The sequence below is a fragment of the Bacillus sp. GW823-FHT06A11 genome, assembly GCF_058795355.1.
Map to the genome: position 1 here is coordinate 1,240,216 of NZ_JBXAHS010000001.1, position 25,382 is coordinate 1,265,597.

At 36.3% G+C, this 25,382-nt stretch carries 26 protein-coding genes and 1 other annotated feature; of the genes, 10 read left to right on the top strand and 16 right to left on the bottom strand.

Going from position 1 to position 25,382, the window contains the following annotated elements; all coding sequences use genetic code 11:
* Nucleotides 1-349: 349 nt before the first annotated feature.
* Nucleotides 350-1,795, top strand: a complete 1,446-nt coding sequence (locus AC1Q8L_RS06225; protein WP_002153302.1) for an MATE family efflux transporter — start codon at nucleotides 350-352, stop codon at nucleotides 1,793-1,795.
* A 118-nt stretch (nucleotides 1,796-1,913) separates the two neighbouring features.
* Here AC1Q8L_RS06225 and AC1Q8L_RS06230 read toward each other — a convergent pair whose 3' ends face one another.
* The 5 genes from AC1Q8L_RS06230 to AC1Q8L_RS06250 all read right to left on the bottom strand — a co-directional run bounded on the left by AC1Q8L_RS06230 (nucleotide 1,914) and on the right by AC1Q8L_RS06250 (nucleotide 7,629).
* Nucleotides 1,914-2,849 carry an ABC transporter ATP-binding protein gene (locus tag AC1Q8L_RS06230; RefSeq protein ID WP_016082471.1) on the bottom strand — a complete coding sequence of 312 codons (936 nt, stop codon included), beginning with the start codon at nucleotides 2,847-2,849 and terminating at the stop codon, nucleotides 1,914-1,916.
* A complete protein-coding gene (locus tag AC1Q8L_RS06235; RefSeq protein ID WP_000854346.1) occupies nucleotides 2,842-3,885 on the bottom strand; it encodes an ABC transporter ATP-binding protein in 1,044 nt (347 codons plus the stop codon). Before AC1Q8L_RS06235 ends, AC1Q8L_RS06230 begins: the two co-directional genes overlap by 8 nt.
* Nucleotides 3,886-3,903: 18 nt before the next feature.
* Nucleotides 3,904-4,920, bottom strand: coding sequence for an oligopeptide ABC transporter permease (gene opp3C, locus AC1Q8L_RS06240; RefSeq protein ID WP_000974103.1), 1,017 nt, complete (start codon nucleotides 4,918-4,920; stop codon nucleotides 3,904-3,906).
* Entirely contained in the window at nucleotides 4,917-5,846 is a 930-nt protein-coding gene (gene opp3b, locus AC1Q8L_RS06245) for an oligopeptide ABC transporter permease (RefSeq protein ID WP_000534166.1), read from the bottom strand. The genes opp3C and opp3b overlap by 4 nt, the downstream gene beginning before the upstream one ends.
* A gap of 127 nt (nucleotides 5,847-5,973) precedes the next feature.
* The gene (locus AC1Q8L_RS06250) at nucleotides 5,974-7,629 is read right to left on the bottom strand and encodes a peptide ABC transporter substrate-binding protein (protein ID WP_000727214.1); all 1,656 of its coding nucleotides are present in this window, start codon (nucleotides 7,627-7,629) and stop codon (nucleotides 5,974-5,976) included.
* A gap of 319 nt (nucleotides 7,630-7,948) precedes the next feature.
* On the opposite strand from AC1Q8L_RS06250, the gene AC1Q8L_RS06255 reads away from it, so the two are divergent.
* Together AC1Q8L_RS06255 and trpS are read left to right on the top strand one after the other, a co-directional pair.
* Nucleotides 7,949-8,329: a DUF3899 domain-containing protein gene (locus tag AC1Q8L_RS06255; protein WP_001044985.1), complete on the top strand. Its 381-nt coding sequence runs from the start codon at nucleotides 7,949-7,951 to the stop codon at nucleotides 8,327-8,329.
* Between the two features lie 105 nt (nucleotides 8,330-8,434).
* Nucleotides 8,435-8,651: a binding site (T-box leader), on the top strand.
* Between the two features lie 75 nt (nucleotides 8,652-8,726).
* Nucleotides 8,727-9,716 carry a tryptophan--tRNA ligase gene (trpS, locus tag AC1Q8L_RS06260; protein ID WP_000110989.1) on the top strand — a complete coding sequence of 330 codons (990 nt, stop codon included), beginning with the start codon at nucleotides 8,727-8,729 and terminating at the stop codon, nucleotides 9,714-9,716.
* Nucleotides 9,717-9,824: 108 nt separating this feature from the next.
* Here trpS and AC1Q8L_RS06265 read toward each other — a convergent pair whose 3' ends face one another.
* The 7 genes from AC1Q8L_RS06265 to AC1Q8L_RS06295 form a co-directional block, all read right to left on the bottom strand.
* Nucleotides 9,825-10,571 carry a YjbA family protein gene (locus AC1Q8L_RS06265; RefSeq protein ID WP_000966129.1) on the bottom strand — a complete coding sequence of 249 codons (747 nt, stop codon included), beginning with the start codon at nucleotides 10,569-10,571 and terminating at the stop codon, nucleotides 9,825-9,827.
* A 144-nt stretch (nucleotides 10,572-10,715) separates the two neighbouring features.
* A complete protein-coding gene (locus tag AC1Q8L_RS06270) occupies nucleotides 10,716-11,504 on the bottom strand; it encodes a DUF2268 domain-containing putative Zn-dependent protease (RefSeq protein WP_000513280.1) in 789 nt (262 codons plus the stop codon).
* A 106-nt stretch (nucleotides 11,505-11,610) separates the two neighbouring features.
* Nucleotides 11,611-12,849, bottom strand: coding sequence for a beta-ketoacyl-ACP synthase II (gene fabF, locus AC1Q8L_RS06275; protein ID WP_000412656.1), 1,239 nt, complete (start codon nucleotides 12,847-12,849; stop codon nucleotides 11,611-11,613).
* A gap of 31 nt (nucleotides 12,850-12,880) precedes the next feature.
* Nucleotides 12,881-13,813 (bottom strand): beta-ketoacyl-ACP synthase III, encoded by a 933-nt coding sequence (gene fabH / locus AC1Q8L_RS06280; RefSeq protein ID WP_001100533.1) that lies wholly within the window; start codon nucleotides 13,811-13,813, stop codon nucleotides 12,881-12,883.
* A 231-nt stretch (nucleotides 13,814-14,044) separates the two neighbouring features.
* Nucleotides 14,045-14,221, bottom strand: a complete 177-nt coding sequence (locus AC1Q8L_RS06285; RefSeq protein ID WP_001986215.1) for a ComZ family protein — start codon at nucleotides 14,219-14,221, stop codon at nucleotides 14,045-14,047.
* A gap of 54 nt (nucleotides 14,222-14,275) precedes the next feature.
* A complete protein-coding gene (locus AC1Q8L_RS06290; RefSeq protein WP_000487723.1) occupies nucleotides 14,276-15,148 on the bottom strand; it encodes an NAD-dependent epimerase/dehydratase family protein in 873 nt (290 codons plus the stop codon).
* Nucleotides 15,149-15,177: 29 nt separating this feature from the next.
* A complete protein-coding gene (locus tag AC1Q8L_RS06295; RefSeq protein ID WP_000028690.1) occupies nucleotides 15,178-15,912 on the bottom strand; it encodes a lipase family protein in 735 nt (244 codons plus the stop codon).
* A 156-nt stretch (nucleotides 15,913-16,068) separates the two neighbouring features.
* On the opposite strand from AC1Q8L_RS06295, the gene AC1Q8L_RS06300 reads away from it, so the two are divergent.
* Nucleotides 16,069-16,251, top strand: a complete 183-nt coding sequence (locus AC1Q8L_RS06300; protein WP_001211116.1) for a YjzD family protein — start codon at nucleotides 16,069-16,071, stop codon at nucleotides 16,249-16,251.
* 38 nt (nucleotides 16,252-16,289) lie between these two features.
* On the opposite strand, the gene clpB is transcribed toward AC1Q8L_RS06300, so the two are convergent.
* Complete coding sequence (gene clpB / locus AC1Q8L_RS06305; protein ID WP_000365410.1) at nucleotides 16,290-18,890, bottom strand: ATP-dependent chaperone ClpB; 2,601 nt, start codon at nucleotides 18,888-18,890, stop codon at nucleotides 16,290-16,292.
* Between the two features lie 210 nt (nucleotides 18,891-19,100).
* Nucleotides 19,101-19,280, bottom strand: coding sequence for a YjzC family protein (locus tag AC1Q8L_RS06310; protein WP_000531422.1), 180 nt, complete (start codon nucleotides 19,278-19,280; stop codon nucleotides 19,101-19,103).
* Nucleotides 19,281-19,771: 491 nt separating this feature from the next.
* Between AC1Q8L_RS06310 and AC1Q8L_RS06315 the strand changes: the two genes are divergently transcribed.
* The 3 genes from AC1Q8L_RS06315 to AC1Q8L_RS06325 all read left to right on the top strand — a co-directional run bounded on the left by AC1Q8L_RS06315 (nucleotide 19,772) and on the right by AC1Q8L_RS06325 (nucleotide 21,025).
* On the top strand, nucleotides 19,772-20,581 hold the full coding sequence (locus AC1Q8L_RS06315; protein WP_001041231.1) for a Cof-type HAD-IIB family hydrolase: 810 nt from the start codon (nucleotides 19,772-19,774) through the stop codon (nucleotides 20,579-20,581).
* A gap of 105 nt (nucleotides 20,582-20,686) precedes the next feature.
* Complete coding sequence (locus AC1Q8L_RS06320) at nucleotides 20,687-20,827, top strand: hypothetical protein (protein ID WP_000516816.1); 141 nt, start codon at nucleotides 20,687-20,689, stop codon at nucleotides 20,825-20,827.
* On the top strand, nucleotides 20,828-21,025 hold the full coding sequence (locus AC1Q8L_RS06325; protein ID WP_000527406.1) for a DUF3813 domain-containing protein: 198 nt from the start codon (nucleotides 20,828-20,830) through the stop codon (nucleotides 21,023-21,025).
* A gap of 25 nt (nucleotides 21,026-21,050) precedes the next feature.
* On the opposite strand, the gene AC1Q8L_RS06330 is transcribed toward AC1Q8L_RS06325, so the two are convergent.
* Nucleotides 21,051-21,908, bottom strand: coding sequence for a YitT family protein (locus AC1Q8L_RS06330; protein ID WP_023521419.1), 858 nt, complete (start codon nucleotides 21,906-21,908; stop codon nucleotides 21,051-21,053).
* A 100-nt stretch (nucleotides 21,909-22,008) separates the two neighbouring features.
* Here AC1Q8L_RS06330 and AC1Q8L_RS06335 point away from each other — a divergent pair, with 100 nt between their 5' ends.
* Nucleotides 22,009-22,140 (top strand): DUF3941 domain-containing protein, encoded by a 132-nt coding sequence (locus AC1Q8L_RS06335; RefSeq protein WP_001120851.1) that lies wholly within the window; start codon nucleotides 22,009-22,011, stop codon nucleotides 22,138-22,140.
* A gap of 129 nt (nucleotides 22,141-22,269) precedes the next feature.
* Complete coding sequence (gene prsA / locus AC1Q8L_RS06340; protein WP_001214222.1) at nucleotides 22,270-23,127, top strand: peptidylprolyl isomerase PrsA; 858 nt, start codon at nucleotides 22,270-22,272, stop codon at nucleotides 23,125-23,127.
* A 53-nt stretch (nucleotides 23,128-23,180) separates the two neighbouring features.
* Here the strand turns inward: prsA and AC1Q8L_RS06345 are convergent, their stop codons facing one another.
* Nucleotides 23,181-24,035, bottom strand: a complete 855-nt coding sequence (locus AC1Q8L_RS06345; RefSeq protein WP_000281268.1) for a CvfB family protein — start codon at nucleotides 24,033-24,035, stop codon at nucleotides 23,181-23,183.
* A gap of 238 nt (nucleotides 24,036-24,273) precedes the next feature.
* Here AC1Q8L_RS06345 and AC1Q8L_RS06350 point away from each other — a divergent pair, with 238 nt between their 5' ends.
* Nucleotides 24,274-24,765: a YajQ family cyclic di-GMP-binding protein gene (locus AC1Q8L_RS06350; protein WP_001040149.1), complete on the top strand. Its 492-nt coding sequence runs from the start codon at nucleotides 24,274-24,276 to the stop codon at nucleotides 24,763-24,765.
* Nucleotides 24,766-25,382: the final 617 nt, after the last annotated feature.

A 25,382-nucleotide genomic window follows, 5' to 3' on the forward strand; every position in this document is an offset into this window, starting at 1 on the left:
TTCCACCCTCCAAAAAAATGTTAGCCCTTTCATTTTCAAACAGAAAGAAATATATATATGTTCTAACAATTCATATTATACACACAAATATATTTCTTGTATATTTATATTTCTATTTCATTAAAATTTTCTGTTAAAAAATATATGTTTGTAAACGTTTTATACTGCTAATTATCCTTACTAAAGTGCCGAAAATAATTATTTTTATATTTTTCTAAATTATCAAATAAAAACAAATTTTATATTTCATAATACTTTATGTATAATTATCCCACCCTTTTAACATAAAATAGCAAGCCCTTCATATTAAAAATATGTAGGCTAAAATGAGTGCAAAGGATAAGAAAGTATGTTACGATACATTTTGCTAAAAATAGATATCGGTAAAGAGGGGACGGACATGACAGCAATTCAGGCAAAAAATGGGCCGGCAGAAAAATTAAGTTTATTCTTATTAACATGGCCTATTTTTCTAGAAGTTTTTCTTTTTATGTTGATGGGGATCGCTGATACTTTCATGTTAAGTGCATTATCAGACGATGCTGTATCTGGGGTTGGTGCAGCGAATCAATATCTTCATATCGCGATTTTGGTATTAGAAGTCATCGGGAACGGCGCTGCTATCGTTGTATCTCAATACCTCGGTTCCAAACGCTTTATGGAGGCATCTAAAATATCAGCATTAGCCGTCACATTAAATTTAATAGTCGGGCTCGTTATAAGCGCTGGTTTTCTTTTATTTTCGAAACATATGATGCTCGCAATGAACTTACAAGGCGATGTACTAACGTATGCACAAAACTACTTATCTATCGTCGGAGGGGCTATCTTCCTGCAAGCTATTATTAACTCATTAGCCGCAATTATCCGTGTACACGGTTTTACAAAGCAAGCGATGTTTATTTCACTCGGAATGAATATTATTCATATCGCTGGAAACTACGTACTCATTTTCGGGAAATTCGGTTTCCCTGAGCTCGGTGTACAAGGAGCTGCAATTTCTTCCGCTATCAGTCGATTGATCGCACTTATTGTTTTCTTCTGGTTACTATACCGCGTTATGGAATATCGCGTGAAATTACAATATTACTTCACTTTATCCAAAGAATACATTGGGAAAATTTTAAAAATCGGTATTCCATCTGCATTTGAACAAGTGATGTATCAAGCTTGTCAAATCGTCTTCCTTTATTACGCAACGTACTTAGGAACGGAATCATTAGCTGCTAGACAATACGCTACTAACATTTCCATGTTCACTTATTTATTTGCAATTGCGATTGGTATGGGAACAGCCATTATTATTGGCCGCCTTGTTGGTGGTGGCGAAAAGGATGAAGCATACGAACGCTTATGGAAAAGTGTAAAATGGGCGATTGGTGTAACTCTATGTATGGTCGCTCTCGTTATTACATTCCGTACACAATTAATGGGACTGTTTACAGATAATCCGCACATTATCGGGTTAGGCGCAAGTGTTCTTTTACTAAGTGTACTACTTGAAACGGGACGTACGATGAATATCGTCATCATTAATTCGCTTCGTGCAGCTGGTGATGCAAAATATCCTGTTTTAATCGGTGCATTCTCTATGGTGTTAATGAGTTTACCACTAGGTTACTTTTTCGCCTTTCATTTAGATATGGGGCTCGTTGGTATTTGGCTAGCGATCGCCATCGACGAATGGACGCGTGCCATTATTATGTTCTTCCGCTGGAAAAGCAGGGCGTGGGAACGTTACGCACTTGTGAAACCAGAAGAGCAAGACGAGATTGGTTCTGTTCAGGCACAGTAGTACTTGTTTGATCATGATGTAGTTATTAATAAATGCAATTTATATCGACTTACCGACAACTCATTTATATAGTATAGAAAAAAGCCATCCTTCCTTAATGGAAGAATGGCTTTTTTTATTATTGATAAATCTCTTTATATTTCTTATACTCTGCTTCAGAACATAGTACGAAATGCCCTGGGCGAATTTCACGCATTGTTGGCACTTCGCTACCGTAATCATGCTGCGATGGATCGTATACGATACGTTTACGATTGCGCTCATAATCTGGATCTGGTAGCGGAATTGCTGATAATAGTGATTTCGTATATGGATGAACTGGATTCGCATATAACTCTTCACTTGTTGTTAGCTCAACGATTTGACCACGGTACATTACACCGATGCGGTCACTAATGTATTTTACCATTGATAAATCATGGGCAATAAATAAGTATGTTAGACCTTTTTCTTTTTGTAGCTTTTTCAGTAAGTTTACAACTTGCGCCTGAATCGATACGTCAAGTGCTGAGATCGGCTCATCCGCAATGATAAATTCTGGTTCTACAGCAAGCGCTCGAGCGATACCGATACGCTGGCGTTGTCCGCCTGAGAATTCGTGCGGGAAACGGTTCGCGTGCTCTTTATTTAAACCAACTGTGTTTAATAGTTCATGAACACGGTCCATCCGCTCTTTTTTACTTTTCGCTAATCCGTGAATATCAATACCTTCTGCGATAATATCCCCTACTGTCATACGAGGATTTAATGATGCGTATGGATCTTGGAAAATCATTTGCATTTTACGGTTGAATTTCTTCAATTCTGCGCGTGATTTCTTACCATGTACGTTTTCACCATCGAACAATACTTCACCAGCAGTTGCATCATATAAACGAATAATCGTTCTTCCAGTAGTTGATTTACCACAACCTGATTCTCCTACAAGACCAAATGTTTCTCCGCGGTAAATATCAAATGAAATATCATTAACCGCTTTGACAACACCACCACTCACGTCGAAGTGCTGCTTTACATTTTTTACTTCAATTAATTTCTCACGTTGTTTAGTCATGTTGTTCACCTGCTTTCATTTGAAGAATACGTTTTTCAACGACTGCCGGCGGTTTTACTTCTGGAGCTTGCTCGTGAAGTAACCAAGTTGCCGCATAGTGTGTATCACTTACTTTAAATAAAGGTGGGTCCATTTCAAAATCAATTTTTAATGCCTGTGGATTACGTGGTGCAAAAGCATCACCCTTTGGCGGCTTCAATAAATCCGGAGGCGTTCCAGGAATTGCGTATAACTCTTCCTCTGAGCCATCTAAACTTGGCATAGATGCGATTAAGCCCCAAGTATATGGATGTTTCGGATTATAGAAAATTTCATCTACAGTTCCAATTTCAACAACTTTACCAGCGTACATAACTGCCACTCGGTCAGCAACGTTTGCTACTACACCTAAGTCATGCGTAATGAAAATAATTGCCGCTTCTGTTTTTTGCTGAATGTCTTTCATAAGTTCTAAAATTTGTGCCTGAATCGTAACGTCTAGCGCTGTTGTCGGCTCATCGGCAATTAATAATTTCGGGTTACAAGCTAACGCCATCGCAATAACTACACGCTGCCTCATACCACCTGAGAACTGGTGAGGATATTGTTTTAAACGAGCTTCTGGATTTGGAATACCTACAAGGTCGATTAATTCTAAAGCAACTTTACGTGCGTCTGCTTTACTCATCCCTTGGTGTTTAATAAGGCCTTCCATAATTTGATTTCCAATTGTCATCGTTGGGTTTAATGATGTCATTGGATCTTGGAAAATCATCGCGATATCTTTACCACGTACTTGCTGCATTTCTTTTTCTGTTAATTTCGTTAAGTCACGACCTTCAAATACGATCTCACCATTTTTAATGCGTCCAGGAGGATTCGGAATTAATCCCATTAACGCTTTAGAAGTAACTGATTTCCCTGAACCAGATTCTCCTACAATCGCCAATGTCTCTCCTTTTTTCAAATCAAAAGTAACGCCGCGTACAGCTTGCACTTCACCTGCATGTGTATCAAAGGAGACTTGTAAATCTTTTACCTCTAACAATGTTTTCATCTTTGCCTCTCCCCTCTTTTACTTACGCATTTTTGGATCTAACGCGTCGCGTAATCCGTCTGCCATTAAGTTAAACGCTAAAATTAATATACTGATGACAACCGCAGGGATGAACATCATATGCGGATACGTTTGAATAGATTTATAACCATCATTTACAAGAGAACCTAGTGACGCAAATGGTGGCTGAATTCCTAAACCGATGAAACTTAAGAACGCTTCACCAAACACCGCTGATGGAATTGTAAACATTGTCATTACGATAATAGGTCCCATTACGTTTGGAATTAAATGTTTCACAATTAATTGTGTATTTGTTGCACCTAATGTACGAGATGCTAATACATATTCTTGGTTTTTTAATTTCAGGATTTGTCCACGAACGATACGCGACATCCCTATCCAACCTGTAATTGCCATTGCGAGTGTAATTGACCATATACCAGATCCCATAATGATTACCATTAAGATAACGATGATTAAGTATGGAATACCGTTAATAATCTCCATAATACGTTGCATAATATTATCTACTCTGCCGCCATAAAACGCCGAAATACCTCCGTATGCAACCCCAATTACTAAGTCAATTGCTGCTGCTAAAAGAGCGATATATAATGATACGCGTGTACCTTCCCATGTTCTTGTCCATAAATCACGACCAAGATCATCTGTACCAAACCAGAAGTACTCTTTAATATCACGTTTTTCATATTGGTCAACACCATATTGATCTGTACCGTCAAATGGTAACCAATGAACATTTTCAATAACTGGAATTTTGGGTGGCATTTTCGCACGACCTAAATCTTGCTCTTTATACGAGTGTTTACTTACCATCGGTCCAAAAATCGCTAGTAATATAATAAGGCTTAATAATACGAAACCAATCATCGCACCTTTATGTTGGAATAAACGTCTTCTTACATCTTGCCAAAACGTTAAGCTTGGACGGGCAATGACTTCATTATCAACATTATTTTGATTGGCTTGTTGAAATAAATCTGGAGATAATTTTTGTACATCTTTCATCATTTTTTCCCTCCCGCTAAACGAATACGAGGATCAATAATTCCGTATAAAATATCGACAATGAAAATAACTAAAATGAAGATAGCACTATAGAAAATCGTAGTTCCCATAATAACTGTATAGTCATTCACTGTAATAGATTTAACGAATTGTTCCCCAAGCCCTGGTACAGCATAAATTTGCTCGATAACAAGTGTTCCTGTAATTAATGCCGCAACCATTGGTCCTAAAATTGTTACTACTGGAATTAATGCGTTACGAAGTGCGTGTTTGACAATGATAACGCCTTGGCTAATTCCTTTTGCTTTTGCTGTTAAAATGTAATCGGCTTGCATAACTTCAATTAATTCTGCACGAGAGAAACGTGCGATTGTTGCGATAACTGCCATCGATAAAGCAATTGTAGGCATTACTGTAAACTCTGGTCCTTTCCAGAACGCTACTGGGAACCAACCAAGTTTTACCCCTACGAAATATTGTAGTAAAGCGGCGAATACGAATGATGGTACCGACATCCCGAGTACGGAAATAATTGTCGCTCCATAATCGACCCACGTATTGTTACGAAGTGCCGCAACGATTCCTAAAATTAAACCAATAAATGTTCCTAATATAATCGCTTGTAAACCAAGTTGTGCTGATGGTCCAATGCGATCCACAATCATATCTGTTACTGGACGGTTATCATATTGGAATGATACCCCTAAATCACCTTTTGCTAAGTTACCTAAGTAACGCGCATATTGAACTGGTACTGGATCATTTAAACCATATTTTTCAAGAATGATTTCTTTTTGTGCCGGTGATAGCTTCTCCTGGTTTTTAAGCGGAGAACCCGGAAGTAATTTCATCAAAAAGAAAGTCAGCGTAGTAATTAAAAATAATGTCAAAGCCATGTACACGAAACGTTTTAATACATAACGTCCCATAGTCAAGCACCTCCCCGTTTTTCTCAAAAGCAATAAGATAGTTTAAAATATTCTTACTTTTATTTTTTTAAAATAAGAGCATATGCCCATCATAGGCATATACCCCTGTAAACGATGGAAAAAAAGATTATTTTTGTTCAACAGATGCCCATTTGTAAGTTAATCTACCACCATAGTTGATTGGTATAATATCTTTTACAGCATCTTTTACTATATATGCTGAACCTTTTTGGAAGATTGGAGTGATAACTGCATCCTCTTTAATTAACATCTTCTCTACTTCTAAAAGGTTGTTCCAGCGTGCTTGTAAATCTTTTGTATCTGTTTTAGCTTTTAGAATTAACTCATCATATTTCTGATTAGAATACCCTGTTTTATTTTGAGAACCATTTGTAACAAACATATCTAAATATGAGATTGGATCTGGGAAATCTGGGCCCCAAATACCAAACGCAATATCATATTGCTGAGAATCTTCTAATTTATTTTTTTGTGCAAATGGCTGCTGTTTAATTTTAATTGATAAACCAGGTAAGTTTTTTTCCATCTCACCTTTTAAGAATTCACCAACCTTTTTTGCATCTTCATTATCAAAGTTTAAGAATTCTAGTTCGATTTTATCAGCGCCAAGCTCTTTCTTCGCTGTTTCCCAAAGCTTTTTCGCTTCTTTTGGATTCGTTTCAACTAGCTTTCCATTTTCAGATCGGAAATCTTTTTTATTCGGACCTTCAGCGAAATCTTTTCCAACAAATCCATAAGCTCCAATCGCACCATTATTTAAAATAACTTTCGCAATGTTATCACGATCAAAGGACATTGAAATTGCTTTTCTTAAGTTTTTATTACTTAAGTATTGATTACTTTGATTAAATCTTAGGTAAGCAACCCCTGCTTCTTTTCTTGTGTGGAATTCTGAGCTTTGTCTAAACTTATCAACAAATTCTGAAGTTAGAGCCGCACGATCAATCGAGTTTGTCTCATATAAATTTACATCAGTTGACGTATTTTTTACAATATTAAAGTTAATCTCTTCGATTTTAACCGTTTTATTATCCCAATATGATGGGTTCTTCTTAAACTGGAAGCTTTGCTCATGTTTCCAATCACTCATAACAAATGGCCCATTATATAATGTTGTATTTGCCTCTAACCCAAACTTATCACCTTGTGCTTTTACAAAGTTTTCATTTAGTGGGTAAAATACCGGATAAACTGTTAAATCAACAAAGTAAGGAACGGGATTGTCTAATTCCACTTCTAATGTATAATCATCAATCGCTTTTACACCTAATTGGTCAGCAGGTAATTCTTTTTTATGAATTTTCTCTGCATTTTTAATATCAAACATAATGTACGAATACGTCGCTTTTGTATCTGGATTTACTGCTCTTTTCCATGAATACACAAAGTCTTTTGCTGTTACAGGCTCCCCATTAGACCATTTTGCATCTTTTCTTAATTTAAATATGTATTTCTTTCCGTCATCTAGCTTTTGAACATCTTCTGCAATTCCAGGCACTCTCTTTTGATCTTTGCCGATACGATATAAACCTTCCATCGTATTATTTAATGCTGTAGAAGATGCAGAGTCAGATGCTAGCGATGCATCCATTGACGGAATTTCAGATAACTCTGTTAAATTAAGAACCTGCTTTCCGTTACTACTACTCGTAGTGTTTTCTTTCCCTTTTGCTTTTGCGTCATCTTTTTGGTAGCTACACGCACCCAGCAACATACTTGCAGTTAAAGTCGATGCAAGTAATAACGGTATCTTTTTCTTCATGTTGTGTTGCCTCCCCTAATTGCACTTCCTGTACCCTCACTTGTTAAAAAGTAGAATTGAAAGAATAATCTCCAAGTTTCTACAATTTTCATTATACATATAATATAACAATTGTGAATATAGTTTTTTGTTTTTTTGTTAAAATTTTTAATAAAATGTTTATATTTTTATTTTTTTGTAAAGGGATACGTTAACATTGATACCATCATCTTGAAATCAGACCTTTAATTGCGTATAATTTTCAAAAAATTAATTCTAGTACATATTATAGCTTTTATAGTATAATAATTCTAGTAATATTTTGACGGAGGGGAACATTTTGAATAAAGTTTTTTTTCATACTTGTATACTAATTTTCATAGCGATAATCGCTTCTAGTATTGGCGCATTCCTCATTTCATCGCAATTTTTGTTGAATTTTGTCAACATCTTGTTTTATATTGCACTGTTTTTTATTCTTATCGGCGGTTTTTTATACATATTTCAAAATGGTTTTTTCAATGTAACCATTTACGCATTCCAAAGAGTATTTGGTACGAACAAAAAGATTGACTCTTTAATTGAAGAAGTCGAGGAACCTACAGATAAGAAAGAACGTATTTATAAAACATATTCATTCAAATGGACATATCCAATTTGTATTACAGGTATCGTTCTTGGGTTGTTCTCGACCCTTATTAGCTTTACTATTTTGATGTAGTTTGCAAACACTATCCCATATGATATAATAATCAGCAAAACATTTTGTTATAAAACTTTAGTTCTTTCATATTAAAAGAGCTCAAGTAACAATAAATAAATTTATATGTATGCGATGATAAAGAAGAGTACATATTGAGGCAATTTCAGAGAGCTTGTGGTCGGTGTGAACAAGTAATTGTACAGTATGGAATGGGCTTTTGAGCACCAAACCGAACCGAAAGTAGTAGGCTTTGGCGTTATATCCAAACGTTATTATGGATTAGAGAGATTTCACAGTAGTGAAATAATTAGGGTGGTACCGCGGTCCATTCGTCCCTATAGTTTTTGGGATGAATGGGCTTTTTTGTTTACCTTCTCTTCCCCCATCACGCATTCAATTTTAGGAGGAATTACTTATGTCAGTTATCTTTTCTGGTATTCAGCCAAGTGGAACGATTACACTTGGAAACTATTTAGGAGCAATGAAGCAGTTTACAGAGCTCCAAAATGAACACGACTGTTATTTCTGTATTGTAAACCAACATGCGATTACAGTACCTCAAGATCCCGTACAACTTCGTAAAAACATCCGCAGTCTTGCTGCACTTTATGTGGCATGTGGCATTGACCCTGAAAAAGCTACTTTATTTGTACAATCAGAAGTACCAGCACACGCTCAACTAGGTTGGATCATGCAATCTGTTGCTTACGTTGGAGAATTAGAGCGTATGACGCAATATAAAGATAAAGCTTCTGGTAGAGATTCAGTTCCAGCTGGATTACTTACGTATCCACCACTAATGGCTGCTGATATTTTACTATACAATACTGAAATCGTGCCGGTTGGTGATGATCAAAAGCAACATATCGAATTAACACGTGACCTAGCAGAGCGTTTCAACAAACGTTACCGTGAAATCTTCACAATGCCTGAAATTCGTATTCCAAAAGTAGGAGCTCGCGTTATGTCCTTAACAGAACCTACGAAAAAAATGAGCAAATCTGATCCGAATCCAAAATCAATGATCAGTATGCTTGATGAGCCAAAAACAATTGAAAAGAAAATTAAGAGTGCTGTTACTGACTCTGAAGGTATTGTGAAATTTGATAAAGAAAACAAACCTGGTATCTCTAACTTATTAACAATCTACTCTTCATTCTCTGGAAAAACAGTTGAAGAAATTGAAGCAATGTACGAAGGAAAAGGATACGGTGACTTCAAAGGCGACCTAGCGCAAGTAGTCGTAGATGCAATTCGTCCAATCCAAGACAAATACAACGAACTAATCAGCTCACCAGAACTAGACGAAATTCTAGACAAAGGTGCCGAAAAAGCAAACCGTGTTGCATTCAAACAACTACGCAAAGTAGAAAATGCAATGGGGTTAAGTAGAAAACGTAGGTAACATATAAAGCGAAGGGCTAGGAGCCGGAGCTGGATTTCATATAAAGCGGAGGGCTTGCTACCGGAGCTAGGTTACTACAAAATTAAAAAACCGCCAATTGGCGGTTTTTTAATTTACCTTTTGCTCGTTTTCCATTTCCCATAACTTTTCAAAAAATGGCTGTCCTTTTACGAGACGCTCGCATAATTGTTCGTGTTTCTCAGACCAACCAGCTTTCGCTTCATCATACAGTCTAGCCCAAATATCCTCGAACTCCATATGTTGAACCGTTCCATATGCTGATGGATCCCACTCTGTGTACCAATAGCGAATCTCTGCTGTATTTTTCGTTGTATGTAATTGATCTAACGCCATAAATAATAATTGTTTTAGCTGTCTTTCTTTACGAGTCAAGCCATTCATAATGAAAGGCGATGGTGATAAAATGTGATGTTCTTTTTCTGTTTCTTCTACTTGGAACTCATACTTTTCTGCTTGTACGTTTTCTACCATCTCATATACCATCTGCTCTTGGCGTGGTATAAGTCTGCTTTTGCGAATTGGTACATTGTAACCAATTGTGTCAATCGCAATAATTCCTTTTCCATCTGTAACAACAAAGCAATACTCTTGCTGCAAACGTTCATGATTTTTACGAATATAAGCCTTATGATGTACGTCTTCCAGCATTTTTTGCGGAAGCTCTAACAATTCGTTCTCGATGTAATGATATAATGTGGCATCTACTTTTAATAATGGCACTTGATCTAATAGCTCAATCGTATCATCTTTCCGCCATTCGTAAAAATGACAAACGTTATACCCATTTTCTTCACCTTCAAACCAATTTACCCATACATCATGTAGATATAACATTCACTACCCCTCACTTCACTACTGTTTGTACCAATCATTATGTTCATTTTTGCTTAACTTTATTCCACTTGAGGAAATATATTCTAATTATTATTTTTTCTTCTATTAATACTAAAAAAAACAGGAAATAGAGCCCCTGTTTTTTTATATATGAAATGTATTTGCTTTATTCAATATTTCTTTTGCATCTATAGATAATAAAGAAAGTGTATCTTCTCCTTCCAAAGTTACACAATCTTTGACAATATGAAATCCAAGCGCATAGCCAAGCATCTTCGGATAAGAGTGAAAGCCATTTAATAAGATGTCATGTTCCCTTGTTCCTCGTTTTATACTTATTCTTTCATGTACAACATTTTTCCAATAATAAATAGCCTCTTCTTTTGAAAGATACTCCGTCCACGGTGCATTATTTTTTTCTGTATACCTTTCTGTTACTGCTTGCTCAGCTAGCCCTTCCATAATCATTGTATCAAGTAATGTATATTCTGTTTCTTTCGTCTCAATTTGATGTAACCTGCATATGTGATGGTATTCATGCGCCAATAACACTTTTAATTCTTCTACCGAATTCCGTCCACATACGAATAAGAAAATAACATGACGCATAGATAATCCAGCTCTACCGTTATACTCTTCTTGCACAGTTCGATTATAGGAATCTGATAATAAAATAAAGACAGGGACATCCGGACCTTTTAACCAATTTTTCAGTTTATCATACTCCAGGCTCAACTCTTTCCAAATTTCCTTTTCCTCTAATTCTTTAATTTCCTTTTCCCCGCGCATGATCGGGCGATACATCCCTTTTGAAATTAAAAAGCGATACAACCTTTCTTTTGGCAACGGAATATACTTCGTAAATTTCTCACAAAGTTTCTCTGGCCGTCCATAATATAAATGTAGCCATTCAGCTGTTTCAACAATCCCCATCTTTATCCCTCCTTTTTCTTATGTATATGCTACAGGAGAAAAAGACGTAAAAATAAATAAGGAGTTTTTTCGCAATATCTTGCGGAAAAACTCCTTATTTTATCTATTATTTATACGATTTAAATACTAACACTGCGTTATGACCACCGAATCCTAATGAGTTACTTAATACTGCATTTACTTCTTGGTGTCTCGCTTGATTCGGTACGTAATCTAAGTCACATTCTGGATCTGGTGTCTCATAGTTAATTGTTGGAGGAATTACTCCGTCTGTAATTGATTTAATAGAGAAAATCGCTTCAACAGCACCAGCTGCTCCTAATAAGTGACCTGTCATTGATTTCGTTGAGCTAATTGCTACTTTATACGCATGCTCACCGAAAGTTTCTTTAATTGCCATCGTTTCATATTTTTCATTCGCATCCGTACTTGTACCATGCGCATTAATGTAATCAATATCTTCTGGCTGTAGGCCTGCATCAGCTAAAGCTTGACGCATTGCACGCACTCCGCCTTCACCACCAGGAGCAGGCATTGTAATATGGAACGCATCACCAGTTGCACCGTAACCAGCGATTTCCGCGTAAATGTGAGCACCACGAGCTAATGCGTGCTCTAATTCTTCAAGAATTAAAATACCTGAACCTTCACCCATTACGAAACCGCTACGGTTTTTATCAAACGGACGGCAAGCCGTTGCTGGGTCTTCATTAAATGTTAATGCTTTCGCTGAGCTAAATCCTGCGAATGCCATACTTGTTAGCGGCGCTTCTGCTCCACCTGTAATCATTGCATCAGCATCACCACGCTGAATTGCTTTAAATGCATCACCAATTGAGTTTGCACCAGATGCACAAGCCGTTACAGAACAAGTGTTAATTCCTTTTGCTCCTGTTGCGATTGATACTTGACCTGCTGCCATATCTGGAATCATCATCGGCACGAAGAATGGGCTCACGCGGCGTGGGCCTTTCTCAGTAAAAATCTTAAATTGTTCTTCGTATGTTTCCATACCACCAATACCAGATCCAATCCATACACCAATTCGAGGTCCGTTTTCTTCTGTAATTTCAAGCTTTGCATCTGCAACTGCCATTTTCGCTGCTGCTACTGCATATTGTGTAAAGCGATCCATACGGCGCGCTTCTTTTTTATCAATATATTTCTCGACTTCAAAGTCGTTAATTTCCGCTGCTACTTTTGCTGGAAATAGTTCTGGATCAATTCTTGTAAGTCGCCCGATTCCAGATACACCCTTTTTAATGTTTTCCCATGCTGTTTCAACATCTGTTCCGACCGGTGTAACAGCTCCTAGTCCTGTAATTACGACCCTCTTTTTTTCCATACAAAATACACTCCTTTTTTTCTCTCAGTCCTTATTTACCCCAACGAAGAGCGACCGCTCCCCATGTTAATCCGCCGCCAAAACCAACAAGTATAATTAAATCACCATCTTGAATACGTCCATTTTGCAATTCCTCTACCATTGCAATCGGAATGGAAGAAGCTGATGTATTACCAAACTTTTCAATTGTCATACTCATTTTTTCTTGTGGTAAATTTAATCTCTCTCTTGCAGATTCCATAATACGAATATTCGCTTGATGCGGTACTAAGAAATCCACATCTTCTTTCGTAAGACCAGCTTTATCTAAAACACGAAGACAAGATTCACCAAGTTGACGAACGGCAAATTTAAAGACTTCTCTGCCATTCATCATAACATACTCGTCTTGATATAGATGCTTGCCGCCGCTTCCGTCTGCTCCTAATTCGAAAGATAGAACGCCTCTTCCTTCTGAAACTGCTCCCATTACGATAGCACCGGCTCCGTCTCCAAATAATACCGCTGTATTTCGATCATTCCAGTCTACAATTTTAGATAGCTTATCACTACCAACTACTAATACGTTTTTATAAGTCCCCGTTTGAATAAATTGCTGCGCTGTAATCATTCCGTACATAAAACCAGCGCATGCTGCACCTACATCCATTGCAGCTGCATGTTTCGCTCCAATCGCTTCTTGAATGACACAAGCTACTGCTGGAAACGCACGATCTGGTGTTACTGTCGCTACTAAAATAAGATCGATATCTTCTCCGCTAACCCCTGCATCTTCAAGTGCTTTTTTCGCAGCCTCTACGGCCATATATGAAGTATCTATTGTATCATCGGCAATGCGTCTTTCTGCAATTCCCGTTCTCGTACGAATCCATTCATCGGATGTATCCATTATTTTTTCTAAATCGTGATTTGTGACTACTTTTTCTGGCACATATCTTCCGATCCCTAAAATGCCCACGTTCACATCGCAGCCCTCCGTTTTATATCAATTATTATGACTTGGTACTAATTTTAAAACATAAATGTATTTTTGTCTAGAATATATTTCGCATAAAACAGAAAGCTAACGCATTATCCACTTTATTTTTCATTAAAAGAAACAGAATCATACCTTTTCGTGTTTCATTCCAAATAAAAAGGCCCGAACCGCTTCTACTCACGATTCGAGCCTCCCCTCCATCAAAAAAGAAGGATTTTATTCTTTATCTGCTTTCCCAAGCTCATAAGCTTCGTTCATAACTTTCATTAACAACTCTAACACCGGCTGTGCCTTCTCCATATCAAGTGCAATTCCGTTATCATCTAAAATTGCCTTCGCTTCCGGTAAATGCTTCATTGCGATTTGTAAAAACTGCATGCTTTTTTCGTTCATATTATACTCTTCCTCTCCATTAAAACTTTCACATACAATAGTGTAACACGCGTGCTACTCTTCGTATAACTCTTTATATTTTTTCATGTGTGCCAGTTGCTTATTTAAACCGTATTCTAACGGAGTATTTCTTTTTATCGAAATGACTTCAATAGCCTCATCTCTTATTTCATTATTATTTTTATTTACTTTATCATCCGCGCGTAAAAGATTCATACCTTTTTCCCATAATGACTGTTTACCACTAAGTAAATTGTATATACCAAGATGCGCCCCGTTCGTTCCATTTTCCCATAAGTATTCACATACATCTTCAATGTAAAGCAAATCACTTCCTTTTTCCTCACTCGTACAACGGCACTCTTTCTCGTCTAATTCTGATAAAATGAGCTGATGATACATCATAAAGGATGGTTGCCACGGTCCATATAATGTAGGAACTCGAAATACACTATATTTTAAATTCCCTTTTTTCAATCCTTCTTCTACTTTCAAAAATAGGCGCTTATTTTCGGATTCACCTGTACTACTTACTTCAATAGAAGAAATTAAATTTAACTTCACTTTTTGTTCTTCACACATTCTTATAATTCGCTTTAAATATTGTAATATGACTCTTTCATTCCGAAATCCACATTGCTGATTTGGCTCATATAAGCAAAAGTAGACAGTATCGAATCTCTCTTCCTCTACCGATCTCCATCCATCTTCATCTCTTATCGAATAATACGTAAATAACGCATTTCGCCCAATTAACAATAACTTCTCTTCATTAATTTTGGTCATACTATCGAATTCATCAAAATCAAGACCATACACTTCTACTTCTTCTGCGATCATTTTATTCACAAGGTGATAACCTACAAACGTAAGTGCACCTATTATCAGCACGCGTTCCATACCACCAACCCTTTCCCTTTGAAACAAATAGCTCCTCATTTATGTATATGGGAGCTTCACAATTCTTCTTCATATTTTTTAAAGAAATCGGTCGTTTGCCTAACCATTTTATATTTCACATCTTGCAGATGGAATAAGACAGAAGTATCACATTGATTTAATTGCCTCATTTTCTCATATCTCCGCAACTGCTGTTTTCTTCCTCTTTTTTCTTGTGTTGATACGAAAATTTTAACAGGTACACAAGATGGAAGAAGCGTAAATGATTTCTTATTTATTTTTAAATCTAATTCTTCTTCTTTGGAATCATACGCCAAACTTAATTCCTTCACGAGTCTCTTGTAAAAAAACTTATGCTCTTTCTCAAAACCCACATATTCTGGTAAATCTAAACACGGATTTAACATAACAACAGAACGAATACATTCAGGATATTTGTTCATCATTTCAAGTGCCACAAGCGCTCCCATACCATCTGCCATAATGTGCATCTTCGCATTTAACGTCTCTTTTCTCAAAACAACATCATATAAACGTTTTGCCAGACGAACAGATTGATCGTTCCCCCAATGTCTTCCGTATAAATTAGAGGAAAAGACCGTGTAGCCTTGCTCAATAAGACCATGTAAGAAATAAGATTTACCCGCATGTTGTGTCCATAAACTTGTACCATTCTCAATAAAGTAGTTATAATCACCGAGGAGCATAACAGAAAATCCATTTGGCTTCTCCGGTAAATAAATGACACATGGTTCTTTTTCTAAGTAAAAAAAACGTTCCGTAATACTCATTTTTCCCCCGCCTTATTTTCTAAACATATAAAACCACTCTTTTATAATGTATGAACGGAATGCAAATTTGCGTTGAAAAATCTACAAATATTTTTCTATATTCTTTTTTCAATTGTGTTACAATAAGGACAGATTGAACGAATAGAGGTGTAAAATATGCGTTTCATTTGGGCATTAATTTGGTCGTTCTTACTTGTACATATGATGAGCTACGTAATTGGCTCTATGACTGGCGGTACATACGACTTTAACCAAGCGTCTATTTTCTCAGTTGTTCTTGCTGTATTAGTACTCGCAATTTCAGCTGCAATTCCAAACGAGCCAGTAGAACAACACTAAAAAAAGAGTCCGGATTTTATCCGAACTCTTTTTTATTTTCATTTCACATGAACGACTAATTCGTTATTTTCTACATCAACAACTACGTGACTATTGTCTGTAATTGTTCCTGCAATTAATTCTCTTGCTAATTTCGTTTCCACTTGACGTTGTACGTATCGTTTTAATGGACGAGCTCCGTACATTGGATCGAAACCAGCTTCTACAACAAATTCTTTTGCTGCATCTGTTAATTCTACTGTAATGTGACGGTCAGCTAGACGGCCTTGTAGTTCTTTTACAATTTTATCAACAATGCCTTTAATTTCATTCGTTGTAAGAGGTTTGAATAAAATAATTTCATCAACACGGTTTAAAAATTCAGGGCGGAAATGTCCTCTTAATTGCCCCATTACAAGGTCTCTTGATTCCTCTTTGATCGAACCATCTTCTTCTAATCCCTCTAGTAAATGAGCAGATCCAATATTTGAAGTCATAATAATAACTGTGTTTTTAAAGTCTACTGTTCTTCCTTGTGAATCTGTAATGCGTCCATCATCTAACATTTGTAATAAAATGTTGAATACTTCTGGATGTGCTTTTTCGATTTCGTCTAACAAAATAACTGAATACGGTTTACGTCTTACCGCTTCTGTTAATTGACCGCCCTCTTCATATCCTACATATCCAGGAGGCGCACCAATTAAGCGTGACACAGCGTGTTTCTCCATATACTCAGACATGTCAATACGAATCATTTGCTCTTCACTATCGAATAAAGACTGCGCTAACGTTTTTGCAAGTTCTGTTTTACCAACACCCGTAGGGCCTAAGAAAATGAAGGAACCAATTGGACGATTCGGGTCTTTAATACCAGCGCGCGCACGAAGAACCGCGTCTGATACTAAGCTTACTGCTTCCTCTTGTCCGATGACACGCTCTGATAAGATTTGCTCTAAGCGTAGTAATTTCTCACGCTCGCCTTCAACAAGTTTAGCAACAGGAATACCAGTCCAGCGTGAAACAATATCTGCAATTTCTTCTTCACTTACTTCCTCACGTAATAAACGATTTTCTTGTTTATTATGCGCGCCCATTTCTTCCGCTTCTTTTAATTCTTTTTCGATTGCAGGAATTTTCCCGTGACGAAGTTCGGCTGCTTTATTTAAATCGTAATTACCTTCTGCTTCCTCTAATTCACGGCGCAGACGTTCTAAATGTTCACGTAAGTCACGAACTTTGTGAATGTCTTCTTTTTCTTTCTCCCATTTCGCTCTCATACCACTTGCAACTTCTTTTAAATCCGATAATTCACGTTGCAATGTTTTTAGACGCTCTTGGCTACCACGATCCGTTTCTTTTCCAAGAGCCGCTTCTTCAATTTCCAACTGCATAATACGACGCGTTACTTCATCTAATTCTGTCGGCATAGAATCGATTTCTGTACGAATTGTTGCGCACGCTTCATCAACAAGGTCAATCGCTTTATCCGGTAAGAAGCGATCTGAAATATATCGATCTGATAAAACTGACGCTGCTACAATCGCACGGTCATGAATATTTACACCGTGATAAATTTCAAAGCGTTCTTTTAATCCACGTAATATAGAAATCGTATCTTCAACAGTTGGTTCTTCTGCTAATACTTGTTGGAAACGTCTTTCTAGTGCTGGATCTTTTTCAATATATTTACGATATTCATCTAATGTTGTCGCCCCGATACAATGCAGTTCACCACGAGCAAGCATCGGTTTTAACATATTTCCTGCATCCATCGCACCTTCTGTTTTACCAGCTCCAACGATTGTATGAAGTTCATCAATGAATAATAAAATGCGGCCTTCACTCTTTTTAATTTCATTTAATACAGCTTGCAGACGCTCTTCGAACTCACCACGGAATTTCGCACCTGCTACGAGCGCACTCATATCTAATGCAAAAATCGTTCTATCTTTCAATCCTTCAGGTACATCCTTTTTCACAATACGCTGTGCTAATCCTTCAACGATTGCTGTTTTACCAACACCTGGCTCACCAATTAAAACAGGATTGTTTTTCGTTTTACGTGAAAGAATGCGGATAACGCGTCGAATTTCACTATCTCGGCCGATAACAGGATCAATTTTCCCGGCTCTCACTTCTGCCACTAAATCACGGCCATATTTTTCTAACGCTTCATAAGTTGCTTCTGGATTTTGACTAGTCACTCTTTGATTCCCCCGAACTGTCATTAAAGACTGTAATAAGTTATCTTTCGTAATATGCAATCTTGCAAATAATTGATTTATATCGCCTTTTTCTTCGGAAAAAGCAAGCAATACATGTTCGACTGAAATGTAATCATCCTGTAGTTTTTCTGCTTCTTTCCCTGCTCTTACAAGCAATTGTTGCAGAGCGCTCGTTACATACAATTTTCCAACCTCTGCACCGCTCCCTGTTACAGAAGGTTTCTTTTTAATTAAGCTTTCAGCGCTTTGCTTTAATGCTTCTATATCAACATTCATTTTTTGAAATATACGTACTGCTAATCCATCTTGCTCTTCTAATAATGCAAGTAATAGATGAACAGTATCCACCTCTTGGTGATGATGAGATACCGCTAAAGATTGGGCACTCATAATCGCCTCTTGTGTTTTTGTTGTCATTTGATTTAAGTCCATCTTTACAGCCCTCCAAAAGTTTGACTTTCTTTGACCTTTGATTTGATTATACGCCAACTTACTTTTTTATACAATAATTTTGCCTATGTATTTTCAAACTTATTATTGGAAAAAGAAAAAGGAAGCATTCATTATATTGTTTTAAAAATACGGTAAATGAAATTATAATGTGTAACGACAAAAAAGCCGCAATAACGATTGCGGCTTCTGTTACGGTTTTCTTTTATATGTCCACTGACGGTTATGATTCGTATTATCTGGAAATTTTTCACCGGCAGTTAATTGTACCATTTGCGGATTTTTCACCATACTTCCCGTTTCACCAATTTCTACATAAATACCATCATTCGGCGCTTTTTGTCCAGAACGAAACCTGCGATTTTGTCCCATTTTCATTCTCCTTCCATGACGTCTTTGCCTCATTAGTATATCCATTTTAAAAGAAAGGTTTTCTGTCATGTTTAGGAAACAGTACTACATCTCGTCCTTGTACATATATATGAATGATACAAGCGTAAGCAGGGATTTCTTTCCTACTTGTAGAAAAAAAAGAAACCAACCTACTCTAGGCTAGTTTCAAAGGAGAGTCAAACATATACGAGAAGATTACATGTTCATTATATGCCCCATCACACGAGCAATGTAACCCTTTTCACAATTTGTACATAATGAAAGAAACATTGTTTGAACTTTCTAAAAAGATGTTGACTTTTCTTAATTTCCAACGAGAAATAGTAGACACCGCAGCACTTTGAGACGTAAGATGGATATATAGTGAAATTTCCATCTATGGTGATTTCACCGAGTCTAACCTCTTATTTCTGCATATTAAAAACGGAAATACAGATAGATACAAAAAAATTATTATAAGAGGTGAAATTATGAACAAACAACATTTAATCGCATTAGACTTAGACGGTACTTTATTAACAGACAACAAAATAATTTCCACTCGAACGAAACATACAATTGCAAAAGCAAAGGAACAGGGACATATTGTTGTTATTTCAACAGGACGTCCATTCCGTGCTAGTTATGATTACTATAAAGAACTTGCTCTTAACACACCTATCGTAAACTTTAACGGTGCTTACGTACATCATCCTCTTGATTCAAGCTGGGGAACACATCACTCTCCTCTTGAGCTAGCAACAGCGCAAGAAATTGTACGAGCTTGCTTTGATTTCGGCGTAAAAAATATATACGCGGAAGTAATGGACGATGTGTATGTTCGTGAAATTGATGAAGATAAAAAACATATTTTCGAATTCGGCTCTCCTAAGATTTTTACGGGAGACTTATTAAATATTTTAAACGATCATCCAACTTGCTTATTAATTGATGCACATGACGAGCATTCCACTGCAATTCGTCAACATTTAACGGATATGCACGCGGAAGTAATCGATCATAGAAAATGGGGCGCACCTTGGCCGATTATTGAGATTGTGAAAAGCGGATTAAATAAAGCGGTTGGATTACAAAAAATTTCTAGTCATTACAACATTCCACAAGAGCGAATTATCGCTTTCGGTGACGAAGATAATGATTTTGAAATGATTGAATTTGCTGGTCACGGCATCGCAATGGGGAATGCCATCCCTGAATTAAAATCACTCGCAAACCATACGACGTTAACGAACGAAGAAGATGGTATTGCTTTATATTTAGAAGAGGTTCTTGGGTTGTAATCTAAAAATTCCCTACTTATAGTTTCCTGCCAAATGTCCATACTATAAGTAGACGCAAGAGACATCGCGTCGATTGTTTTCAGCTAAATAAAGGGGGTTTTTCGAATGGGTAAAAAGAACAAATCAAAGCGTTTTATCCAACAAGGAGCCGATGCTGTTATGAAGCATGATGCAAGATTCCCGTACAGAGGTACATTAGCTGAGGCAGAAAAGGCAAGAAGTAACTCTTCTTTTGGAGGGGTTTAAATGGGGAACTTACTATTCCAACAAGCTAGAGATGCTGTTGAAAATGCCGTATCTTGTTCAAGCGGTACTGAGCAACAAGATCTCGTATATAGAGCAAAAAATGCTTTGCAATCCGCTTACGCAAACTCTTCAACTGCTGAAAAAGTTCAGCTCCGTGAAATGCAAGAGCAATTGCAAAACATTACGAATATACATTAAAAAAGAGGACCAACTTCGGTCCTCTTTAATCTTTCCGAAACAATCCGAACACCCCAACTGTTTGCAGTATATTTGTAAATGCACCTGGGTCCACTTGTTTAATAATCCTCTCCAATTCGTATAACTCGTAACGGGTAATAACCATCATTAACATTTCTTTATTTTCATTCGTATAAGCACCTGTTGCTGGTATCGTTGTAATTCCTCTTACTAATCGCGAGTGAATCGCCTTTCTTACGTCCGCCCCATTCTTCGTAACAATTAATGCTGTAATCTTTACATGACGAGTATGAATTGCATCAATAATTCTCGTTGATACATATAAAGTCACTAACGTATATAACGCTTTTTCCCATCCATATACATAGCCAGCAGCGATAATGATAATTGCATTAAAAAAGAAAAAGTATGTACCGACAGGCTTATCTTTTATTTTTGATAAAATCATGGCGATAATATCTAATCCACCTGTAGAAGCACCCCACTTTAAAGCAATCCCTACTCCAATTGCCGAAATAATCCCGCCAAAAATCGTATTTAATATGATATCATTCGAAACCGCTCTAACAGGGATGATTTCTAGAAACAAAGTCATAAATATAACACAAAGAAAACTAAAAAAGGTGAAGGCCTTTCCAACCTTTTTCCACGCTAAAATAACGACAGGAATATTAAATAAGCTAAACAATACTCCCGTAGATATGTGAATCGATAAAAAATCACCTAATATTTGTGATAATAATTGAGACAATCCAGCAAAGCCGCTCGCATACACTTTCGCTGGCGTTAAAAATAAATTCATCCCAATCGCGTTTAATAAACCTGCGATGATTACAACGATTAACTTCTTTATAAGTTCAGTATAATTCAACTTCAAATCCATTTCGAATCCACCTTTACCCTTCATAAATGCACCGCTATACATAGTCTTTACGAAAAAGGAAATGATAAACGTACAACGTTTAGAAATGGAGTTGATACATATGCCACATACGAGTGATAACGACAAAAAAGCACGCGATAATAATGCAAAACGCACACAAAAAAATGAGCAAGAGCAAAAAAATATTCAGCAAGGTAAACGTGCATACTCTAAAAAGACCGATCACCTTTGATTCCATCGTACATCAACAATTATGTTGATGTACTTTTTTACATTTTAAAGGAAAAAAACATTAAAAATTCACTTCATGTTCACTTCTATATTCTACAATAGCGATAACATATTCGGATGAGGTGTTGGCATGAGAGGGAAACATATTTTCATTATTACTGCACTAATAAGTATATTGATGCTATCTGCTTGCGGACAAAAAAACGGATCAGCTACAGTCGCCACAGCAACAGACTCGACTGTTACGAAGGACGACTTCGAAAAACAATTGAAAGATCGTTACGGAAAAGACATGCTATACGAAATGATGGCACAAGACGTCATCACAAAAAAATATAAAGTACCTGATGAAGAGGTAAATAAAGAAGTAGAAAAAGTAAAAAAACAATATGGAGATCAATTCAAAAAAGTATTAGAAAATAATGGTTTAAAAGATGAAGAGGATTTTAAAAATCAAATTAAGTTCAAACTTGCTATGAATGAAGCGATTAAGAAAAGCATTACAGAGAAAGACGTAAAAGACCACTATAAGCCAGAAATTAAAGCGAGTCACATTTTAGTAAGTGACGAAAATGAAGCGAAAGAAATAAAGAGTAAACTAGATGCTGGTGCTTCATTTGAAGAATTAGCAAAACAAGAATCACAAGATCTACTATCAAAAGATAAAGGCGGAGACCTTGGATACTTCAATTCAGGTACAATGGCTCCTGAATTCGAAACGGCTGCCTACAAACTAAATGTTGGACAAATTAGCAATCCCGTAAAATCATCAAACGGTTATCACGTTATTAAATTAACTGATAAAAAAGATTTAAAACCTTACGATGAAGTAAAAAACTCTATTCGCAAAAACTTAGAGGAAGAACGTACTGCTGATCCTGTATTCAGCAAAAAATTGTTACAAGAGGAATTAAAAAAGGCAAATATTAAAATAAATGATAGTGATTTGAAAGATACATTTACTCTTGTTTCTCCGCAAGGAAATTAAAAAAAGCACACCCTTATCTTTTTAGATAAGGGTGTGCTTTTTAATCTTCTATCTTATTTCTTAAAGTAAGTCCAACCTTCTTCTTGGTAAACCTTTTCTTCTTTCATCAACTTACCAAGTGCGCGCTTAAATGCAGCTTTACTCATGTTAAAGCGTTCTTTAATATCTTCTGGATGGCTCTTATCCCAAAACGGCATTGCTCCGCCTCGTTCTTCCATATATGCATAAATTACTGCAGCATCATCTTCCATTCCTTCTTCTTTACGAGGAAGAAGGGAAATGTTAATTGTGCCGTCATCTTTTACATCAATAATACGTCCTGTTACGCGCTGACCGATGCGAACTTGTTCTTTTCTTTCTGTATGATGTAAAAATGCACGGAAATGCTCATCTGTTAATACGAATGAACCAACTTGAAGTGAACGATACACACGCCCATTTACATTTTTATTACGCATAGATGGCGTCGCCTCTACAACGATTTCTTGCATATCACTATCTCTTGCTGGGAGAGCAATTAAACGATCACGATTCGTTAATTTTAACGTACAATATAATTCGTCTCCAACTTCTGGCCATACTGGCATATAAATTGGGAATTCATCAGCCGGAATTAGTATATCTTTTGATACACCAATATCAACAAACACACCTAAACTAGGAATAACTTCTACAACCTTTACCCAGTTCCAATCATAAGTTGTAATAATTGGCTCCTTCATTGTTGCCGAAATACGATTTTGGTGATCAAGGTATAAGAATACATCAATCGTATCGCCTTCTTCAATTTCTCCAGCTACTTCATTTTTATGTAGAAAAATTTCTTCTTCTTCATTTCCAACCATATATCCGATTTCCGTTTCGCGTAAAACAGTTACCTGTTCAATCGATCCTATTTGTAAATACATATTTTTTAATTCCCTTCTATATATATAAAATTAACTTTTTTATCTTTTTATCATTCCAAACAAAAGTTAATTATAACACGATTTTTCCTTTATTTGTCCAACTGCCCAAAATTCACTATAATAAAATGAGGTTACATGATTATAAGTATGAAAACACTTAAGTCTAAGCTCGTTTTCAGCTATACTTTAGTATGTACAGTACATAAAAAGATTAAAAATTTATTTGGAGGTGCTAACTATGGCAAAAGATAGTTCTTTTGACATCGTTTCGAAAGTAGAATTACCTGAAGTAACAAACGCAATTAATATCGCATTAAAAGAAATCCAAAACCGATATGACTTTAAAGGAAGTAAAAGTGATATTAAATTAGAAAAAGAAGTACTTGTTTTAACTTCTGATGACGAGTTTAAATTAGAGCAAGTAAAAGACGTTCTTATCTCTAAACTTGTAAAACGTAACGTTCCAATTAAGAACTTAGATTACGGAAAAGTTGAAGCTGCAACTGGCAACACTGTTCGCCAACGCGCAACACTTCAACAAGGTATCGATAAAGATAACGCGAAAAAAATTAACAATATCATTAAAGAAATGAAATTAAAAGTAAAAACACAAGTACAAGATGATCAAGTACGTGTTACAGCAAAAAGCCGTGATGACTTACAAGCAGTAATCGCAGCTGTTCGTAGCGCTGATTTACCAATCGACGTACAGTTCATTAACTACCGCTAAAAAGAAAACTCCTCTTAATTAGAGGAGTTTTCTTTTTTGTCTTGTAGAGACAATATTACGAGAACAAACTATAGAAAAAGGGTATGTGTGGTAAAAATCGCTAAGTAAATTGAAAATAAGGAAAAGACACCTTAAGACGTTTTCCCTTCGATTTGAATTACTTTTCTTAGTAACTACATCCTAGACCAAAGTCATCTTAAAAATCGCTGTAACTCATAATTCCTCTCCACGCCAAAACGTAACAATTTATGAGTATAAGAATATTTCCCAACCTTTAATGTAATGTAAAATTAATAAGGAACTTAAAAAATGTTAATTAAAAAAGAGTTAGAAGTGGTTATTATGAAGAAATTAATACTATGGTTTTTATTGGCCACATTCTCCCTAAATACTGTAGGATGTTCTAATAATGCGAATTCACTAACGGATAAGTCTAACTGTATCAACAAAGCTTGGTACAAAAAAACTATGTCATGTAATCATTTAAAAAAACATTAAATAGTTAATGATAAAGGTCATAAAAAAAAGACACTTCAAAGTACCTTCCTCCGACTTGAACCAATAATATTCGGATGGATTTAAAAAGAAACATACATCGTTAATAAAGATGCAGACTT

Coding starts and splice junctions, on each gene's coding strand:
- AC1Q8L_RS06225 (WP_002153302.1), top strand. CDS start 350: ATGTTACGATACATTTTGCTAAAAATAGATATCGGTAAAGAGGGGACG.
- AC1Q8L_RS06230 (WP_016082471.1), bottom strand. CDS start 2,849: ATGACTAAACAACGTGAGAAATTAATTGAAGTAAAAAATGTAAAGCAG.
- AC1Q8L_RS06235 (WP_000854346.1), bottom strand. CDS start 3,885: ATGAAAACATTGTTAGAGGTAAAAGATTTACAAGTCTCCTTTGATACA.
- opp3C (WP_000974103.1), bottom strand. CDS start 4,920: ATGATGAAAGATGTACAAAAATTATCTCCAGATTTATTTCAACAAGCC.
- opp3b (WP_000534166.1), bottom strand. CDS start 5,846: ATGGGACGTTATGTATTAAAACGTTTCGTGTACATGGCTTTGACATTA.
- AC1Q8L_RS06250 (WP_000727214.1), bottom strand. CDS start 7,629: ATGAAGAAAAAGATACCGTTATTACTTGCATCGACTTTAACTGCAAGT.
- trpS (WP_000110989.1), top strand. CDS start 8,727: ATGTCAGTTATCTTTTCTGGTATTCAGCCAAGTGGAACGATTACACTT.
- AC1Q8L_RS06265 (WP_000966129.1), bottom strand. CDS start 10,571: ATGTTATATCTACATGATGTATGGGTAAATTGGTTTGAAGGTGAAGAA.
- AC1Q8L_RS06270 (WP_000513280.1), bottom strand. CDS start 11,504: ATGGGGATTGTTGAAACAGCTGAATGGCTACATTTATATTATGGACGG.
- fabF (WP_000412656.1), bottom strand. CDS start 12,849: ATGGAAAAAAAGAGGGTCGTAATTACAGGACTAGGAGCTGTTACACCG.
- AC1Q8L_RS06285 (WP_001986215.1), bottom strand. CDS start 14,221: ATGAACGAAAAAAGCATGCAGTTTTTACAAATCGCAATGAAGCATTTA.
- AC1Q8L_RS06295 (WP_000028690.1), bottom strand. CDS start 15,912: ATGAGTATTACGGAACGTTTTTTTTACTTAGAAAAAGAACCATGTGTC.
- AC1Q8L_RS06300 (WP_001211116.1), top strand. CDS start 16,069: ATGCGTTTCATTTGGGCATTAATTTGGTCGTTCTTACTTGTACATATG.
- clpB (WP_000365410.1), bottom strand. CDS start 18,890: ATGGACTTAAATCAAATGACAACAAAAACACAAGAGGCGATTATGAGT.
- AC1Q8L_RS06310 (WP_000531422.1), bottom strand. CDS start 19,280: ATGGGACAAAATCGCAGGTTTCGTTCTGGACAAAAAGCGCCGAATGAT.
- AC1Q8L_RS06315 (WP_001041231.1), top strand. CDS start 19,772: ATGAACAAACAACATTTAATCGCATTAGACTTAGACGGTACTTTATTA.
- AC1Q8L_RS06320 (WP_000516816.1), top strand. CDS start 20,687: ATGGGTAAAAAGAACAAATCAAAGCGTTTTATCCAACAAGGAGCCGAT.
- AC1Q8L_RS06325 (WP_000527406.1), top strand. CDS start 20,828: ATGGGGAACTTACTATTCCAACAAGCTAGAGATGCTGTTGAAAATGCC.
- AC1Q8L_RS06330 (WP_023521419.1), bottom strand. CDS start 21,908: ATGGATTTGAAGTTGAATTATACTGAACTTATAAAGAAGTTAATCGTT.
- AC1Q8L_RS06335 (WP_001120851.1), top strand. CDS start 22,009: ATGCCACATACGAGTGATAACGACAAAAAAGCACGCGATAATAATGCA.
- prsA (WP_001214222.1), top strand. CDS start 22,270: ATGAGAGGGAAACATATTTTCATTATTACTGCACTAATAAGTATATTG.
- AC1Q8L_RS06345 (WP_000281268.1), bottom strand. CDS start 24,035: ATGTATTTACAAATAGGATCGATTGAACAGGTAACTGTTTTACGCGAA.
- AC1Q8L_RS06350 (WP_001040149.1), top strand. CDS start 24,274: ATGGCAAAAGATAGTTCTTTTGACATCGTTTCGAAAGTAGAATTACCT.